Source organism: Luteibaculum oceani, from assembly GCF_007995015.1.
GTDB lineage: Bacteria > Bacteroidota > Bacteroidia > Flavobacteriales_D > Luteibaculaceae > Luteibaculum > Luteibaculum oceani.
This window is the reverse complement of record NZ_VORB01000006.1, coordinates 55,672-73,149: the sequence shown is the minus strand read 5'-3', so window position 1 is coordinate 73,149 and position 17,478 is coordinate 55,672. Positions and strand designations below refer to the sequence as shown.

General features: G+C 40.9%; 13 protein-coding genes. 4 read left to right on the top strand and 9 right to left on the bottom strand.

The features are described from left to right. Window positions 1-314: 314 nt before the first annotated feature. On the top strand, window positions 315-635 hold the full coding sequence (locus FRX97_RS07595) for an FtsB family cell division protein (RefSeq protein ID WP_147014598.1): 321 nt from the start codon (window positions 315-317) through the stop codon (window positions 633-635). On the opposite strand, the gene FRX97_RS07590 is transcribed toward FRX97_RS07595, so the two are convergent. Both FRX97_RS07590 and FRX97_RS07585 read right to left on the bottom strand, forming a co-directional pair. Next, a complete protein-coding gene (locus FRX97_RS07590; RefSeq protein ID WP_170227071.1) occupies window positions 632-1,933 on the bottom strand; it encodes an SGNH/GDSL hydrolase family protein in 1,302 nt (433 codons plus the stop codon). The two genes, FRX97_RS07595 and FRX97_RS07590, sit on opposite strands and share 4 nt — an antisense overlap. After that, window positions 1,923-3,155, bottom strand: a complete 1,233-nt coding sequence (locus tag FRX97_RS07585; RefSeq protein ID WP_147014596.1) for an OmpP1/FadL family transporter — start codon at window positions 3,153-3,155, stop codon at window positions 1,923-1,925. Before FRX97_RS07585 ends, FRX97_RS07590 begins: the two co-directional genes overlap by 11 nt. A gap of 141 nt (window positions 3,156-3,296) precedes the next feature. On the opposite strand from FRX97_RS07585, the gene FRX97_RS07580 reads away from it, so the two are divergent. The 3 genes from FRX97_RS07580 (at window position 3,297) to FRX97_RS07570 (ending at window position 8,333) form a co-directional block, all read left to right on the top strand. After that, on the top strand, window positions 3,297-4,601 hold the full coding sequence (locus tag FRX97_RS07580; protein WP_147014595.1) for a methylmalonyl-CoA mutase family protein: 1,305 nt from the start codon (window positions 3,297-3,299) through the stop codon (window positions 4,599-4,601). A gap of 44 nt (window positions 4,602-4,645) precedes the next feature. Next, window positions 4,646-6,730: a methylmalonyl-CoA mutase gene (scpA, locus tag FRX97_RS07575; RefSeq protein ID WP_394348729.1), complete on the top strand. Its 2,085-nt coding sequence runs from the start codon at window positions 4,646-4,648 to the stop codon at window positions 6,728-6,730. 241 nt (window positions 6,731-6,971) lie between these two features. Continuing rightward, on the top strand, window positions 6,972-8,333 hold the full coding sequence (locus FRX97_RS07570) for a S8 family peptidase (RefSeq protein WP_223266586.1): 1,362 nt from the start codon (window positions 6,972-6,974) through the stop codon (window positions 8,331-8,333). A gap of 507 nt (window positions 8,334-8,840) precedes the next feature. On the opposite strand, the gene FRX97_RS07565 is transcribed toward FRX97_RS07570, so the two are convergent. The 7 genes from FRX97_RS07565 to trpD form a co-directional block, all read right to left on the bottom strand. Further along, entirely contained in the window at window positions 8,841-10,568 is a 1,728-nt protein-coding gene (locus FRX97_RS07565) for an LVIVD repeat-containing protein (protein ID WP_147014593.1), read from the bottom strand. Window positions 10,569-10,871: 303 nt separating this feature from the next. Next, window positions 10,872-12,983 (bottom strand): hypothetical protein, encoded by a 2,112-nt coding sequence (locus tag FRX97_RS07560; RefSeq protein WP_147014592.1) that lies wholly within the window; start codon window positions 12,981-12,983, stop codon window positions 10,872-10,874. Between the two features lie 189 nt (window positions 12,984-13,172). After that, the gene (gene trpA / locus FRX97_RS07555) at window positions 13,173-13,919 is read right to left on the bottom strand and encodes a tryptophan synthase subunit alpha (protein ID WP_147014591.1); all 747 of its coding nucleotides are present in this window, start codon (window positions 13,917-13,919) and stop codon (window positions 13,173-13,175) included. Then, window positions 13,909-15,138, bottom strand: coding sequence for a tryptophan synthase subunit beta (trpB, locus tag FRX97_RS07550; protein WP_223266585.1), 1,230 nt, complete (start codon window positions 15,136-15,138; stop codon window positions 13,909-13,911). Before trpB ends, trpA begins: the two co-directional genes overlap by 11 nt. Next, window positions 15,125-15,748: a phosphoribosylanthranilate isomerase gene (locus FRX97_RS07545; protein ID WP_147014590.1), complete on the bottom strand. Its 624-nt coding sequence runs from the start codon at window positions 15,746-15,748 to the stop codon at window positions 15,125-15,127. The genes trpB and FRX97_RS07545 overlap by 14 nt, the downstream gene beginning before the upstream one ends. Continuing rightward, on the bottom strand, window positions 15,745-16,479 hold the full coding sequence (locus FRX97_RS07540; RefSeq protein ID WP_147014589.1) for an indole-3-glycerol phosphate synthase TrpC: 735 nt from the start codon (window positions 16,477-16,479) through the stop codon (window positions 15,745-15,747). Before FRX97_RS07540 ends, FRX97_RS07545 begins: the two co-directional genes overlap by 4 nt. Beyond that, window positions 16,479-17,474 carry an anthranilate phosphoribosyltransferase gene (trpD, locus tag FRX97_RS07535; protein WP_147014588.1) on the bottom strand — a complete coding sequence of 332 codons (996 nt, stop codon included), beginning with the start codon at window positions 17,472-17,474 and terminating at the stop codon, window positions 16,479-16,481. The genes FRX97_RS07540 and trpD overlap by 1 nt, the downstream gene beginning before the upstream one ends. Window positions 17,475-17,478 lie beyond the last annotated feature (4 nt).

Genomic DNA, 17,478 nt, shown 5'->3' with positions numbered 1-17,478 from the left:
GTCATATTTTGAACTTTTAGATAAAAACCATCAATTTAAAGACTCAAGAAAGAAACCAAACCCTTATTCTCTCCTAAAAAATCTCTCTTGGTAAAGAATTTCCATAAGGATTTGGAACTAACGCAATTCAATACTCTTAAACTTCTTCGTAATATAAATGACCACTTAGCGCTGTATGACCACCGCGAGAATGTGAACCACAAAACAGGGTCTTAAACCTGTTTAGCTCTTTTAGTGAGCTATTAAAACCCCACTGTTAAATTCTAAATCCACCAGTACAATAATTCGCTTTATTTACGCGTATCTTTGGTACCATGAAAAAGGCGGAATTGCGCAAACACATAGAACGTATTCCCAACTGGATGGCCAATAAATACTTCGCCACGTTTTTTGTATTCGTACTATTTGTAGCTTTTTTCGACTCATACACCTTTGTAGACCTATACAAATGGCGCAGCGATTTAAGCAGACTGGAAGAAGAACGCAACTACTACCAAGACCGAATTGAGGAATTGGAATTAGATGAAAAAAATCTTTCTTCAGACATCAAAAACATAGAGAAATTCGCGAGGGAAAAGTACTTTATGAAAAAACCCAATGAGGAGATATTCCTAATCGTTCGCGATAAAAATTAAGGAAGGTTTACGCCCTCGAACTCATTTGGATTTAACATAGGTAACTTTACTCCATATTGCTCCTCCAAGACTTTTAACCACTCATTGGCAATTAACGCCGCACCTCTTTGGGTTGGAAATAATCCATCCATAGAGAAAAAGCCTCCGGTTACAAAGGTATAGTTGGTGTTTACCCCGTTCCACAAAATTCCCTTATCCTGAATTTGCCTGTACCACTGATTAAAATCTACAACGGGTATATTACGCTCCGCGGCTAACTCCTCAATTATATTATTGTAGATAGCGATATACTCCTTTATCACCCCAATTTCTTCCTCCAATAACACGTGAACGGAACCAAATGGAATCACCGATCCGTATCCTCCACATTTTATGGAGTCTATATCAACACTTAAAAGTATTCTCTCCTCTTCTTTTACATGCCGAGGTAAACCGAAGTCTTGTACGATAAAGTTATTTTCTCCCTCCTTAAAATTCACCTCAGGGTTAAATGCATACAAAACATTTAACTGGTCGGCCTGCTCCTGAGTTAACGTTAAAGCATTTCTTGGAATTAACTCAAAAAATGGAAAGTCGGTTATATCGGGAATATTGCCAATTAATCCTTTGGCCCCATTTACCATTAAACTGTCCAACAAATGACCTAGGTTTCTTCGAAATTGTACGTCGCTGGTTGGAAAATGAGCATCGGTTGTAACATAAATACCTCCACTTTCTGCCCACTTCAAAATATCATTTAGCCCCAACCAAACTGTAAAAAAGGTTGGGTTTTCCGCGGATACTCGCTCAAGAACCAACTGATTATCATCGTGTGCTACCCTAGACCAATAGGGATTAACCTGATGGTATCTTCTAGCCTCTAGATCACTTATTTTTAATTCTGGGATACCCAGATTATTTAAGCGCGCTCCTTGCCAACGCTCAAAATTTCTAGGATTTGACTCCCCTTCATAATCTACGATGGTTAATTCCTCAACATCGTTACAATCGTGTTTATAGCCCAATGCAACCCGGTTTCCAAAACCAACATCGTCGTACATAAAGGGACTAATAAATCGGTGATCACCAAAAAGGATAAACTGCGTGTTAAGAAGTGAAGGGTAAGAATTTAACTGACCGGAAAAGAAGAGTTCATTGTCCTGAAAGCCAGCGGTAATCTCGTCGCCAACTGCCACGTAATTAGAAAAATCGAGTTTACCCTCTTCAAACTCAAATGGCACTTCGGCTTCCTGAATATTTGGATCACAGGCTGTAAATAAAACCAGTGCTAATACTATTTTCCAAAAACTACAGTCCATATGAGAATCCAAAACAGTAAACAAATGCTCTACCCTTGTATTTACCACCAAAACCTGAGGGTTCGTGATAGGCCGTAATTTCGTCGGTTTCAGCCCATTGAAAAGCGGCATCAAAGGATATTTTCTTCTTTATCTTAAGGGTAAACCCCGCGTGGTATCCATTGCGATCCGAATCCGGTGTTTCTGGACCGTAAAATTGTTTGTTGGTGGGGGTTAAATCTCTGGAAAACCCTGCCCTTAGGGTTAGACTTTGACCAGCTTTCCGCAATACACCAAATCGAAAAGCTTCCGAATCTCTCCAATTTCTTCGCTCCGAAATATCATTGAGAACATCAGTATTTTCCTCAAAATCTATCTCTAATTTCTGGTAAACACTCCATCCCGTAAAATTAACTTCGCCCGTAAATGCCCATTTATCGTTGGGCTGAAGACTTAATCCTACCATAAAATTTGAGGGAGCGCTAATTTGCGAACTAAAATTCTGGTCGTACAACTGTTCGGATGCGGTTTCGGGAACGGTAAAATCTGCAAATCCGTTTTCAGCCTTAAACGTGTGTTGGGTTCTATAACTCATTCCAAACACAAAGCCTTTACTTAATTCTATTGAAGTACCTAGGTTAAAGCCAATAGCCCTTGAACTCGCCGTTAATAGAACACTTCCATACTCTCCTTCTGAGTCAGTTACAGGAATATCTCTCTTGTAATTTAAACTTCCAAATCCTGCCATAACTCCTATTCCAATGCTCCATGGACCTCTACCGTAGGAAATAGTGGGCTGAACATAAATTGCTCTTAGCGAAATATCGGTTACCACAAATCTCCCGGCCCAATTATCTTCCCATTTTAAAGATGATCCGTAGGGTGTGTAGGCCCCAATACCAAAGGCAAAACCCTTTCCTAATTTACGAGTGGCGTAAACGCTAAATGGCGTGGAAAGACCTCTTTGATTTCTATATTGTTGGTTGGTTGCTGGATTATAATGAACTATTCTACCATCCACCAAATTAACTCCGAAACTAATAGCTGTTTTGTTGGTACTAAACCCTAGCTGCGCTGGATTAAAAAATATTGCCGAGGGTCCTTGGTACAAACTGACCCCACAATGCCCCATTCCAGTTTGCTTTACACCCTGCAAATTGACCTGGTAGCCCCCTCCAAAAACCACATTGGACAGGGTTAACAAAACAATAATTAGACGATATGACAGAAAATTGGGGCGCATTTTCTGCAATTTTAGCCATATACATATCAGAATCAAATTTTAAAGGTCGATTTGATGAACTATTAGTTTAATTCTATAAGATTCTTAACCAAGTTCCTGTAATTTCTCCAGTCGTCCTATCTTGCAAAAAATTTTCAGAACATGGGTTTAAACAGTGCTGTTGAGGATTTCCCAAACTTTCCAAAGAGTATGTGGAGAGCTAAAGTGGAAAAAGAATTAAAAGGAAAAAAGTTCGAAGACCACCTGATATCACATTTTGTATCTGCCCCAGCTATTGATGCGTATCAAACTGCCGAGGATATTGAAAAGTTAACCATTGATCCCAAATTGGTACAATCCGCAGTTCAATTTTTTGCTTCGCAGAGCACCCAAAAAGGATATGAGATTTTTATTGACAAAGAGGAGGACGCCAATAAAAAAGCTCTGGTGGTTTTACAGCAAGGCGTTAGCTACCTACAATTTAAAAGTTCAAAAGACTGCATAGATTGGAATAAAGTTTTTAAGGATATAGATACTGGCTTACTGCAAATTTCGGTGGATTGTCATCCTAAAAACATTTTGGCCTGTATAGACGAAATGCCATTAAATTCTGGATGTAAACTTCAAATAGACCTATCTCCCTTTCACTCATCTTTTAACCTTAAAAAGCTAAGTGAGGAGTTCACCGAAGCGCAAGAAATAGCGAGAAACAAAGGAATTATCCTTCGCTACTTATTCGATTTTAATGGATTGGCCGGCACTGGGTGTAACTTCGAATTACAGCTGGCCGCCATGAGTTTGTTTTTCAAAGATTGGGTAGCTATTGCTGAAAAGAGTTCGGAAAGAGAGAATCTTATAAATGGCGTGCAATTTTCCTACGCAGCAAACCCAGAACTGTTTGCAGAAATTGCTAAACACAGAGCCCTTTGCTGTTTGTTTTCGAAAACGCTGCAGGAGTCGAATTTAGATTTAACCAAAATTTTCCCAGGAGGATTTCTTATTGCATACAATCAGCTCTTTAGAGGAACCAACGATGAAGAGGTAAATCTAATCCGTCTTTCTTCATTTGCTTTTGGAGCTTTCGCTTGCAACCCCGAAGCTGTTGTGTTGTGCGATTTTAAAACTGAGGAGAAAAACTTCATCCCTAGAGTAAGCGCCAATGTCGCCACCATTTTAGAGGAGGAATCTAAACTAGGACATTACGTTGACCCAACCGCAGGCAGTTACTACGTAGAAAAACTTACGCAGGAATTGGTTTTTGGTGCTATTGAAAAATCCAGGTCTTTTGTGTACTACGATTGGCACCAATTTGCACACAGCAAAAACTTTGTAAGCGAGGTAGATTTATGTTCCACCCAATTGAGAACTCTTTTTGAGACCAAAGAATTAGAAATGATAGGTGAAAACCTCTATCCCCCAGCGGGAAAAGAGGCGTACACCATTTTGGAAACTTTGAAACTGAAATAAACATGGCCGCATCGAAAAACAAAGCAAATTTTAACCTCGACGCGATGCCAAGTCGTGGGAAGGTAAAATCATTTGACGCCGCAGAAGGCATTGCTGTAGTATCAAAGTATACTGATAACGAGCGATTGGCTTTCTTAAAAAAATACGGTGCTGGTGAGGCTCCTTATTTAAGAGGGCCTTATGCCAGTATGTATGCGATCCGCCCGTGGACCATTCGCCAATACGCAGGTTTTAGTACCGCTCAAGAAAGTAATGCATTTTATAGAAGGAATTTAGCTGCAGGACAAAAGGGCTTATCCATTGCCTTTGATTTGGCTACCCATCGGGGTTATGATAGCGACAATCCAAGGGTAAAAGGAGATGTAGGGAAAGCTGGAGTTGCTATAGACTCCATTTTGGATATGCGCATCTTATTCGATCAAATTCCGCTGGATAAAATGTCGGTATCGATGACTATGAACGGAGCAGTAATTCCGATTATGGCTTTTTACATAGCAGCGGCGGCAGAACAAGGTGTAGCACCAGAACAATTGGCCGGAACCATACAAAACGACATTTTAAAGGAGTTTATGGTTAGAAACACCTATATCTATCCGCCTGCTCCCTCTATGCGCATAATTGCCGACATCTTTAAGTACACCTCGGAAAAAATGCCCCGATTTAACAGCATTAGTATCTCGGGTTACCACATGCAAGAGGCAGGCGCTACCAACGATCTTGAGTTGGCATATACCCTAGCCGATGGACTGCAATACATAAGAACCGGTTTAGATGCCGGATTAAGCATCGATGATTTCGCACCAAGACTTTCTTTTTTCTGGGCTATTGGAATGAATCCATACATGGAGATTGCTAAGATGCGTGCAGCTCGTGTTCTTTGGGCGGATATTGTAAAACAATTCAATCCAACCAATCCAAAATCCATGGCCTTGCGAACACATTGCCAGACATCGGGTTGGAGTTTAACAGAGCAGGACCCCTATAACAATGTTTGTAGAACAACCGTTGAAGCCATGGCAGCTGCATTTGGTGGAACTCAGTCGCTGCATACCAACGCTTTGGATGAGGCCATAGCACTGCCAACTGATTTCTCGGCGCGTATTGCTAGAAACACGCAATTATTTATTCAGCACGAAACGGGTATAACTAAATCTATTGACCCCTGGGGAGGAAGTTATTTAGTGGAGTCGTTAACCAAGGAGTTAATAGACAAAGCCAGAGTTCACATTAAGGAAATAGAGGAGCTAGGAGGAATGGCTAAAGCCATAGAAACTGGTTTGCCGAAAATGAGAATTGAGGAGGCTGCTGCCCGTAAACAAGGAAAAATAGACAGCTTACAGGATGTTATCGTAGGGGTTAATGCCTATCAAACAGAAGAGGAAGCCGACATTGAAATTTTAGAGGTAGATAACACCAAGGTAATTGCCGAGCAGAAAGAGAAGTTAGCCCAATTGCGCAACGAGAGAGATAGCGAAGCTACCCAAAAGGCATTGGATGCAATTTCCGAGGCGGCAAAATCTGGAAATGGTAATCTGTTGGAATTGGCGGTTGAAGCTGCAAAAGCAAAAGCTACACTGGGAGAAATTTCTTCGGCCATGGAAACAACTTTCGGAAGGTATAAGGCTACCATCAATAGCATTAGTGGAGTATATCAAGAGACTGTGAAAGAAGATAAAGATTTCAAAACAGCGAAAGAGCGTGTAAATAAATTCGAAAGTCTAGAGGGAAGAAGACCCAGAATTATGGTAGCCAAAATGGGACAAGACGGCCACGACCGCGGTGCCAAGGTGATATCTACTTCCTTCGCCGATATCGGTTTTGACGTGGATATTGGCCCCTTATTCCAAACCCCACAAGAAGTTGCGAAACAGGCATTAGAAAACGATGTACACATTGTTGGAGTGTCTTCTTTAGCAGCAGGGCACAAAACATTAGTTCCCGAATTAATTCAAGAATTAGAGAAACTTGGTAGACCCGAGATACTGGTTGTGGCTGGCGGAGTTATTCCGAGACAAGATTACGATTACTTGTACGATGCTGGAGTAGTTGGAATCTTTGGCCCAGGAACTAAAATTGCCAGTGCAGCAATAGAATTATTAGACATCCTAATAGAAGGAAAACAGAGCTAAAAAAGTCTCAATTTCTTTATCCTATAAAAACAACGACTGACCGAATCCTGAATTTAGTCAGTCGTTTTTTATTTACGCCTTATCGAAAACCCGCAAAAGTGTTGTACAGCATACTGTTCAGGCTAAATTGATAGTTATTGATGTAGCTTAGTTCATGGTTTGATTTCAAAGACATTCGTAATTCAATAGACACTTAACAAGAAATTTGATTAGACCCATTGTCTATGTTAAACCGATTGTTATGAAAAGATTACATCGCCCCATAATGGCTGTGGCTATTATAGGTATGGCAGCAATAGCCTGCCAGAAAGAATCTCCCAAAGATTTCACCAATGACATGAACCAAGTTCATGCCTTAGCAAATTCGAATGGTGAGAAAATTCCAAACGAATACATCATTGAGTTAAAGCAGTCTGGATTACCCCTACCAGGCTCGAACAACGCTAACCCCGAGGATATTAGAAAAAGCTTTAACACCATTACAAGTACCCTTGGTATAGAAGCAAAAATCAACCATGTTTATCACGCCTCCATTATTGGTGTTGCCGTAGAAATGTCTGAAAGTGCTGCAAAATTACTTGAAAATTCAGGGTTGGTTGAACGCGTAGAGCAAGACCAAATCGTATCTATCATTGATGGTGAAAAGCGCGCAAACAAGGGAAAATCGAAAGACCAATACAAAGTAACCGGAAAGGGTGGTAAAGGTAAAGGCGGAGGAGGAAGTGACCCAACTCCAGATGACGGAACAGGAGGAGGCAAACCCGGAAAAGGTGGTGGAAAGGATAAAGGAGGTTCCGATCCAGCTCCAGAGGAAGATCCAACACAAGAACCACCTGCACCTGAGCCCAATACACAAATTGTTCCTTGGGGAATTACTAGAAGCGGCGGATTTGGTGATGGTTCAGGGAAAACTGCATGGATATTAGATACTGGAATCGATTTAGACCATGATGATTTAAATGTTAGTAGCTCGAAATCTTCATACTTCACCACCAGTTCAGCCAATGATAATAACGGCCATGGAACTCATGTCGCTGGAATTGTTGGAGCCATTGACAATACTTTTGGAGTAGTGGGAATGGCTCAAAATGCGACTTTAGTTTCGGTTAAAGTTCTTGATGACAATGGTAATGGGTCTGTTTCGGACGTGATTGCAGGTATAGATTATGTAGCAGCAAACGGAAGGGTTGGTGATGTAGCTAACTTAAGTTTAGCTGGTCCTGCTTCAAGCAGTTTGGACAATGCCGTTATTGCAGCCGCACAAAAAGGCATATTCTTTACTATAGCTGCTGGAAATTACTCCGAAGACGTTTCAAACTACTCTCCTGCTCGAGCCAACGGAGCGAATGTTTTCACCATTTCTGCAATAAACAAAAATGATGTTTTTGCTTATTTCTCTAACTACGGTGCCGCTTGCGATTACACTTCTCCAGGTTACGAGATAACCTCAACATGGTCTAACAACAGCTATACCACTATTAGCGGAACCTCTATGTCAGCCCCACATGCTGCTGGAATTTTACTGTTAAATGGAAAAATAAACAGTACACAAAACTGCATAGGAGATCCAGATGGAAACAATGACCCTATAGCAATACGCTAGAGCTTAAATCTAGTTATCACTTTGGTTGGGAGGTCTATTACAGGCCTCCCTTTTTTTGTGCTATAAAGTTGGATGAAAGCAAAGAATCCAAAAATCGCTCTTTTCATTATGTGCAATGCAATCAATCCCATTGTATGTTTAAATTTCCAGAGCCAGTAAACCATCCAACATTAGTTGCTGGAATTGGGGAGATCAGAAATTTCTATACTACTTAATTGTTTATGCATTTAAGCTTGCTATGGTCCTCCACCAAGCACTACCCTTCCTAGGGTTAAACAATGTTGGAATTGCAGAAAGTGAACCCCTTGCTATCGCATTGCAGCATGAATTAGCGAACATAAAATAAGAAGGAAATATTCATCTCAATTGTAAAAATAAAATGTATGCGATACAAAGAAGGGGAGGCACCTTACGATACCTCCCCTTGTTGTTACGGGCCATGCATTTTCTATTTGATAGTCCCCACCGTCATTATTAAACTACATGTCCGTAGCCTGCTGTGGCAAGCTAACAACCCGTAACATTTACGTTTATATCTAAGGTTCTTCTATCTCCGGCGGAGTTGAGATAGCTTAACCATCCTGAGAGTCCATACTGGGCATTTTTTACATTTCCACTCATACCTAGTTGGAATCCGTATTTATATGCAATTGGTTTGTGTTGTAATTCTTTTGTCACTCCAGCATTATCCCCTAAACCAACTATTGTTGAAGGATTAGTTGGGCTTGGATCCATAATGTAATAGAACCAATCTTTGTGACTTCCTGGTATATGATCTGGACCAGCAACGTATGATCTACCTAAACTTGACCATTGAGTCCAGTTCTTTTTCTCAGCCAAATTTATGGTTAACTCCCATTTATCGTTAGGATTTTTAAGGCTCACGATAGTTCCGGTAATTTGCGCAGTTCCATCGCCGTTATCCACAAAAGACCCTGTTCCAGACTCCCATTTAAATGCCTGGTGAGCGGAGGTTGAAGGGTGGTAAAGTTCAAACCAAACGGAACGTTCAACCGCTCCATCTTGGATATGCTCTAAGGTACAAGTCTTCTCTACATTCTTAAGAATTCTAATACCCTGCAAACCTGAGGCTACAAAAATTACTTCGCCGTTGGTTGAAACGTGGTTAACTGAGCCGTTATCGGAAAATTTGTAAGAAGAGATTAATCGGTATGTACCAGTATTCTCGTCCAATATTAGCACACCATCACAACCGTAGGCTAAAATGGTATAATCTCCGAATTCAACAGCGGAAATAGCGATTCCATCTCCATCAACAAATTCGTATTCTCCGAGAATATTACCCGTATGACGGTCCACTTTAAGAAGCCCATCGTCACCCAGGTTAACTAATACGTAATCATCATAACATTCAATGGCGTTTTTTCCAACGGTAGTTACGTCGTAACCAGTTAACGGTACATTTAAAATAGGACCAGCTGTAAAACCAGAAGCACCATAAAATAATAATCTTGAGTCTGCTCCTTCACCGGCTAGTACACATAGATAATCTGCAGTTCCGTGTATGTATTTAGCATCGTTTACGTTGATGTCATCCACCAATGCCATAGTGATTGGATCTAAAATGAAACTTCCACCACCTACATCACCTGTTGAAACAAGCACACCTGCTGGATTATAACGTATACTATTTGCTGAATATGAAGGCAGAGCAACTTCAGTCATGGTGGTTGGAAGGCCTGAGCCATCCAAATCCCATCTTTGCGCCACTGCACCCTGAGTAATAGAAGTGCTATACAGGGAGGACAATACATCGCGGGCACCTGCTATGTAAAGTGCCCCACCTGCAATATCCAGGTTATGCAAATCCGTATCTGCAATAGTCATTTGGAAAATAAGCACTGGGTTGTTTGGATCAGTTACATCGAAGATATCCAACGCACCTCCATATCCCTCACCTACCTCGTGGTAAGTAACATATGCAAGATTGCCATCGAATTGAATATGTGTTGCAGCTAAGCCAACACCCCCTACAACAGGGGCAGCCACTTCTGCTACAACTTCTAAATCGATGGGTACAAAGCTTTTGTGTAAATCGCTCTGTAAATGACGACGAACCATGTCCATACGTTGACGTAACACAGTCCGATCTGTTTCTACTTGAATCCGCTCACTCTGAGTCTGAGGATCAGGGGAAAGATCCGATTTTGTACAGGAATCTAGCAATACCAATACCGATAATGCTAATCCTAAAAGTTTAATTGACGTTTTCATCTAGTTGGGACCATTTAGTTCGACTCAAATTTACGCCGCAAACCTTGATTTTACAGGGCTTTTGCCCTATCTCAACCTATCTTACGGCTAACATCATTTATACCGATGATATAAATCTTTAATTGACTATTTCCAGAATAAAAACCAACCAATCGGGAGTGATATCAAGGTAAAAATGCCCACAATTCAGACTCTTATTGCACCTAATTCGATTAGCCACAAAGGGACATCGATTAACAACGGACATAAAAAAAGTCGCCGTAGTGCTACGGCGACTTTTAAATCTATTATTTTAACAGTTTACTACTTCTCCTCACAAAGAATAACATCTAAGTTCCAGTCGGCTTTTCTAAGATCTCCATCTGGGTGTTCGTACCAGAACCATCCAGCCATTCCGTAGGCAGAGTTCTTATCATTTGCTCCACCTTCTCCAATCTGGAATCCCATTGAGTAATCTGATGGGCGAATAGTGATGTTTGAAATAAATCCGGCGTTATCACCCAATCCAACCATTTGTGATGTTTTAGTGGTATCAATGATATAGTAAGTCCAATCCTCGTGAGCTCCTGCCACATATCCTGCGCCTTGCTTAAAGGTTCTTCCTTTTGCAGACCACTCAGCCCAGGTAGACTTTTCAGCAAAGTACACCGTCATATCCCATCTATTATTGGGGTAGTTTGGAGAGTATATCTCACCGTATAAAACTGCTTTACCGTCAGGTAACTCTTTAAATACTCCAGCTCCACCCTCGAATCTAAATCCTCTATCAAATAATATTCCATTCACCAAAGAGAAATCATCTAACCATACAGCTTGGAAGAATGCGTAACCTGGATCTGCACCCTTAACAGTACATTCGGTAAGTTTTTGCACTACGACTGGATCTTCTTCACAAACCGAACCTTGACCATCTGTGTATGCTATAACCGTGAAAGGTCCATATGTGTTTCCTAGAATATTTTCTGAACAAGAGGTATGAATTTCAATCCATTGTCCATTATGATAAAACTTGGTTGCTGGACCTAAGCGGCCTTTAAAATCAAAACCAACAATAGTAAGCTCGTCTCCATTTTGAATGTTGGTAAAGTCACCAACAACAAGGTGGGTTTTTCTATCTTTAAACTGATAATTCACTCCAGAAGGCCCTTCGTAACGCACGGTAAAATTCTGCATCTTACCCTCGCATTGGCAGTCCCCAGTTGGTGGATTGTCATTATCATCATCGTCGTCATCGTCACCATCGCCTATATCAGGTAATCCAGAACAGGTATTATCATTTGCAAAGTATTCACCACAACCAGGACAATCACCGCTTTTGTTACAACCTGATTTTACCCAAACCCCCAGGATGTCTCCAGTTCTAGTTACTGACATTAGATTTCCTATGATTAGGTTATCCAATTTAACATCTTCGTTTCCAGCTCCTGCAGGCGCAAAGTCAAGAACAACGTTACTTAGGTCCTTAGACGAAACAATGGTTACATCATTACATCCATCGAATTCTACTTCAATTTCGGGCTCACAAGAACCTTTACTACCCTTGTTTCCCTTCTTCTTACTTTTCTTTTTTCCCTTACACTTTAAGTAAGATTCAGAACCCTCCGCTTGAAGAATATTAACATCTCCATTAGCTTCGGTTAACAACACATAGGTTTCACCTGCGTTAATGCTTTGATAGGTTCCCGAAATAGATCCAGGATTCGATGATTTTGCAGTTTGAGAAACAAACTTTAGTTTATCAATTTCGATTGTCAAGTTCATTGACTTGTATTTCGCGCTATTTTCACCTGTTGAAACACCTGCAAAGGCGTTTACTGCAGTACTAATGGCTTCACCATTTTCCTTTCCTATGGATAGCGTTTGCTCTTCACGGTTAAAATCTGAAAGACTAGCTGAACTTAAGCTTCTTAGTGAAACTTTCTCTGAGAACAGATTTCCTTCAAAAGGAATTTCTATAACAGCATTTCCGGCCTCACTATTGCCCATTAGGTTAAGAGAGCCTGTTTCCGTGTAGGCTGCCTCAATGATCCAGTCTTTGATGGTAATAGAAGAGATTAACTCAGGTATTACCTCATCAGATAAATCAATTAAGTCTACCGAAGATTTAATTTCCGCTCCCTTGTAATTTCTTACTACAAAAAGATTAGAACCATCTACCAGCATAAATTGAGAGGTTACCTTTCCTTGAAGTTCAGAAGAAGGTGATGCTTTTGCCACATGCATCCAAAGCATATCTTGCTCTGCCGCTGCGCCGTCCGTAGTAATATCCTCAACAGTTTCTTGGAATCTTTCGCCTAGAACTTCTGAGCTGTTTTCTACATTAAATGCTTTGAGTTGATTTTTTGCCTGTTTAAGGTCTTTCTGACATCCTACAAATGCCACTGCCAGACCCGCAATTAATAATAACTTTTTCATGATGTGGGGTGTGTTTTTCTGATTATACCCCCAAACGTATAGACAGTATTTCTTTATCTAAAGCGTTGTAACTCATCTCAAAGTCTATTCTATCTCAAGTCATTTTTCATGCAAAATCTCCCTGATGGATATCAAAACTATTCGCTAAAAATCCATACTTAGGTCATAAAAAAGCCTCACAATTAACCCTTAAACCAACTCCTGCATAAATCGATTTATTGCTTTTTTAGGACTATCTAACTCCTTATCGTCCAACCTTCGAATCATTTCCGAACCTATTATTCCACCATCGAAAAAGGTGGATGCATAGGTAATGTCTTCCTTTGATTTTATACCAAACCCTAAATAGGTTTCAGTTTTTAAGTCCATAGCCCTTAGCCTTTTAAAAAAGGCTTCGTTATCGGAAAGACTTAGTTTTTTACCGGTAGTGGCATTGCTACTCAGCACATAAATGAAGCCCAAATTAGCTTGATCCAAGACCTCAATATAGGTACTACTACTCGCAGGTGATATTAAAAAAACGGGCTTAATATTATAGGTGTTAAAAAGAGCCTGATAATGCTTTTGGTAGTAATTAAAAGGCAAATCGGGTAGGATAACCCCAGTAACACCTGCAGTTTGCGCCTGAGATAAAAAGTTCTCCACCCCATAGCTCAAAACGGAATTTAGGTACCCCATTAGGTATAAATCGGGGTGATCCGTACGCTCTAATTTAAACTGCTTTAAATCCTCAAAAATCTTATCCAAGTTAACCCCAAGTTCCAATGCCTGTTTAGAGCTTTCCTGAATGACAGGCCCGTCGGCAAGTGGATCACTAAAAGGGATACCCACTTCAATAAATTTCACCTTTGCATCCGCCAAAGCATGAAGAATCTCTAGAGTAGATTCTGGTCTGGGATAACCCGCCGTAAAGTAAATGCCCAATTTATTTTTCATGCTCCTGATCCTTTAAAAATTCTTGATAGGTTCTCATGTCTTTGTCCCCTCTTCCTGATAGGCAGATAACTACAAGGTCGTCGCGTTTTAACTCCATTTGGTTAAGCACTGCAAAGGCATGCGCCGATTCCAAAGCTGGGATTATACCTTCTAACCGTGACACTTCAAGTGCCGCATTTAGCGCTTGCTCATCGGTTACTGCCTGGAAATTCACACGAGAGCTGTTGGCCCAGTGAGCGTATGCTGGTCCAATCCCTGGATAATCCAGGCCTGCAGAAATACTATGAGGTTCAATTATCTGACCGTATTGATCTTGCATCATCAAGGTCATAGAACCATGAATTACGCCCTGTGTACCCTTTGCTACCGTAGCAGCTGTCATTCCGGTATCCACGCCATGCCCTGCGGCTTCAACAGCTATGAGCTCTACATTTTCATTTTCAAGAAAATGATAAAAGGCTCCTGCGGCATTGCTTCCACCACCTACACAAGCTATTACCTTATCTGGATGTTCTCTTTGTTCGCTCTCGACTAATTGCACTTTTATTTCGGAGGAAATGATGCTCTGAAACCTCGCCACCAAATCGGGGTAAGGATGCGGTCCAACAACAGAACCAATTATATAATGCGTTTCATCGGGATGATTTATCCAATCGCGTATAGCCTCATTCGTTGCATCTTTTAGCGTTTTAGAGCCGCTTTTTGCTGGCCTTACTTCAGCACCCAACATTTTCATACGAGCAACATTGGGCGCCTGACGATCTATATCCTTCTCCCCCATGTACACAATACAATCTAATCCTCTCAAAGCGCATACCGTAGCCGTTGCAACACCGTGCTGGCCTGCCCCAGTTTCGGCAATTATCCTTTTTTTACCGAGCGCTTCGGCAAGTAAAATCTGACCAATGGTGTTGTTTATTTTGTGTGCTCCTGTATGGTTAAGATCTTCCCTTTTCAGGTAAATTTTTGCACTGTATTTTTCGCTTAATCGCTTGGCGTAAAATAATGGACTTGGTCTTCCTACATAATCCTTAAGTAGTCCAACCCATTCCTTTTTAAAGGATTCTGAATCCATTATTTTCAAATAGGCCTCCTGGAGCTCCTCTATGTTTTTCCGAAGCATTTCGGGTATGAAGGCTCCCCCGAAGTCGCCGTAAAACCCTTCGCTATTAACTTGATACTTATTTGTATAGCCTAATGGCAAATCATGCATTTTCATCAATTGCAGATTTCAGTTTTATTAATGCATCTATATTTTTCAAACCCGGCTCAATTTCAAAGCCAGAGTTAACATCCAACCCTACACAAAAAGGGTGCTTTTGGGCATATTCTATGGCTTCAACTTGGTTTTCTGGAGCTATTCCCCCACTTAAAAAGAAAGGCTTTTCCAATGCGTAATTATTAAGTCTGGACCAGTCGAATCGGACACCATTACCACCAGGTAATTTCCCCGCGGTATCAAAAAGAAAGTAATCTACATAGGGTTCAAATCCTCGTAATTGCTCTAACCTCAAATTCCCTTTTTCAACCCGAATGGCTTTGAATAGTTCCACTCCAAGCCCCTTTATTTCCGCACAAAAATCTTGGGATTCTCTCCCGTGCAGCTGAACGGCATCCAATCCCAGCTGATTAATCTTGGCCCCAATGGTTTCTTGAGAGGCATCTACAAAAACACCTACTTTTTTCCCCTTTGTTTGCGGAAGATGTTGCGCATTATTGAATCGACTGGACGGCCCCCAAAATATAAAGCCCAAATAATCAGGATTTAACCCATCTACCTCAGTGATGTTATTTCGTAAACCACAGACTTTAAGCTTTAAACTTTTCATTGCAATCCTCCCTGCATAAACGCCTCCCCAATTAGGAAAGCACTATAGCCCAATCCAAAAAGCTCATCCACCTCGGTCTTTGATTTAATGGCACTTTCGGCTACTTTAATCGTATGGCTCGGTAGTTGGGGATATATTTTCAGAAACTTGGATTTATCAGTTTCCAGCGTTTTCAGGTTTCTACTGTTTACACCCAACCAAACTGTGTTTTCTGGAATCTTGGAAAGTTCGTCTTCCTCATGGATTTCAACCAAAGGAGTTAAACCAAGCTCAAGGGAGAGATCGAATAAATCAGCCATTTGCTGTTTTTCCAAACTTGCTGCAATTAACAATACCATATCCGCCCCAATAGCCTTAGACTCGTGGATTTGATAGGAGTCTACTATGAAATCCTTGCGCAGAATCGGAACCTCACATTTAGTTCTCGCACTTATTAAATCTGCATTACTTCCTCCAAAATAATTGGTTTCGGTTAGGACAGATATGGCACTACAACCAAGACTTTGATACTCCCTTACTTTTTGGGATAAATCTGCATGGAGGTTAATATCTGGGTTGGATGGAGACCTTCTTTTAAATTCGGTAATAATAAATGGCTTTCCGTTGGTTTTAGGCTCAATACTTTTTCTGTTGTAAAAAGCTTCATCCTTTAATTGAGCCAGAGAAACCCTTTGCTTTGTTGCAACAAGCGCTTCCTTCTTATCTGCAACTATTTTTTCTAGAACGGTCATTATTGAGATAGCTCTTTTAATTTTTCGAATCTAGATATAGCCTTGCCGCTTTCTATACTTTCCATTGAGAGCGAATAGGCATCTTCCCAACTTACATTAGGGTAATAAGTTTTTATTGCCGCACCAGCATTACATGCAACTACTGCCTTCTGGGCCTCGGTACAGCTGTTATTTAAAACATCCATAAAGATCTTTGCAGCGTCCTCAACGGAATCACCAGCATGTAACTCCTCCTCGGCTAAATTTCGGCCAATAAGTTCCGACGGATTGAACATTCCCTCGCTTTGGTTACCCAAAAATTTCACTGGGCCCGTCCCAGAAATCTCATCATAACCATCTAAGGCATGCAGCACCATAAACGACTTGCCCGCATTTTGGAAAATGTATTGGTAATTCCTGGCCACTTCTAAATTAAATACTCCAACCAGTTGTTTCTTTGGGAAGGCTGGATTTACCATGGGTCCAAGTATATTAAAGAAGGTTTTAACACCAAGGCTTTTTCTTACTCCTGCTACATTTTTCAGGGCGGGGTGAAATTTGGGAGCATGTAAAAAGCAAATCCCAGCTTTATCCAATTGCTCTTGTAATTTGTTTGGATCTGCGGTAAAAGTTATGCCAAGATGCTCCAAAACATTGGAGGAACCAGACACCGAACTCACTCCATAATTTCCGTGTTTGGTCACAGGAATACCAGCTCCAGCCGCAACAAAGGAGGAAAGTGTGGATATGTTAAAAGTATTTTTCCCATCTCCCCCCGTACCACATAAGTCTATACAGTCTCCTTGGTTTAAATCTACCCGAACGCAGAGTTCCAAAAGCGCTTCCCTAAAACCCTCTAATTCGTGGATATCCATTGGACGCATCATCATTGCTGCAACAAAGGCAGCCATTTGGATCTCGTTGGCCTCTCCGCTTGCCATGTGTTCCATGGCGCTTTTTGCTTCTTCCTTGGTAAGAAATTGGTGTTGAAATACCTTTTGTAAATATAATTTCATGGCT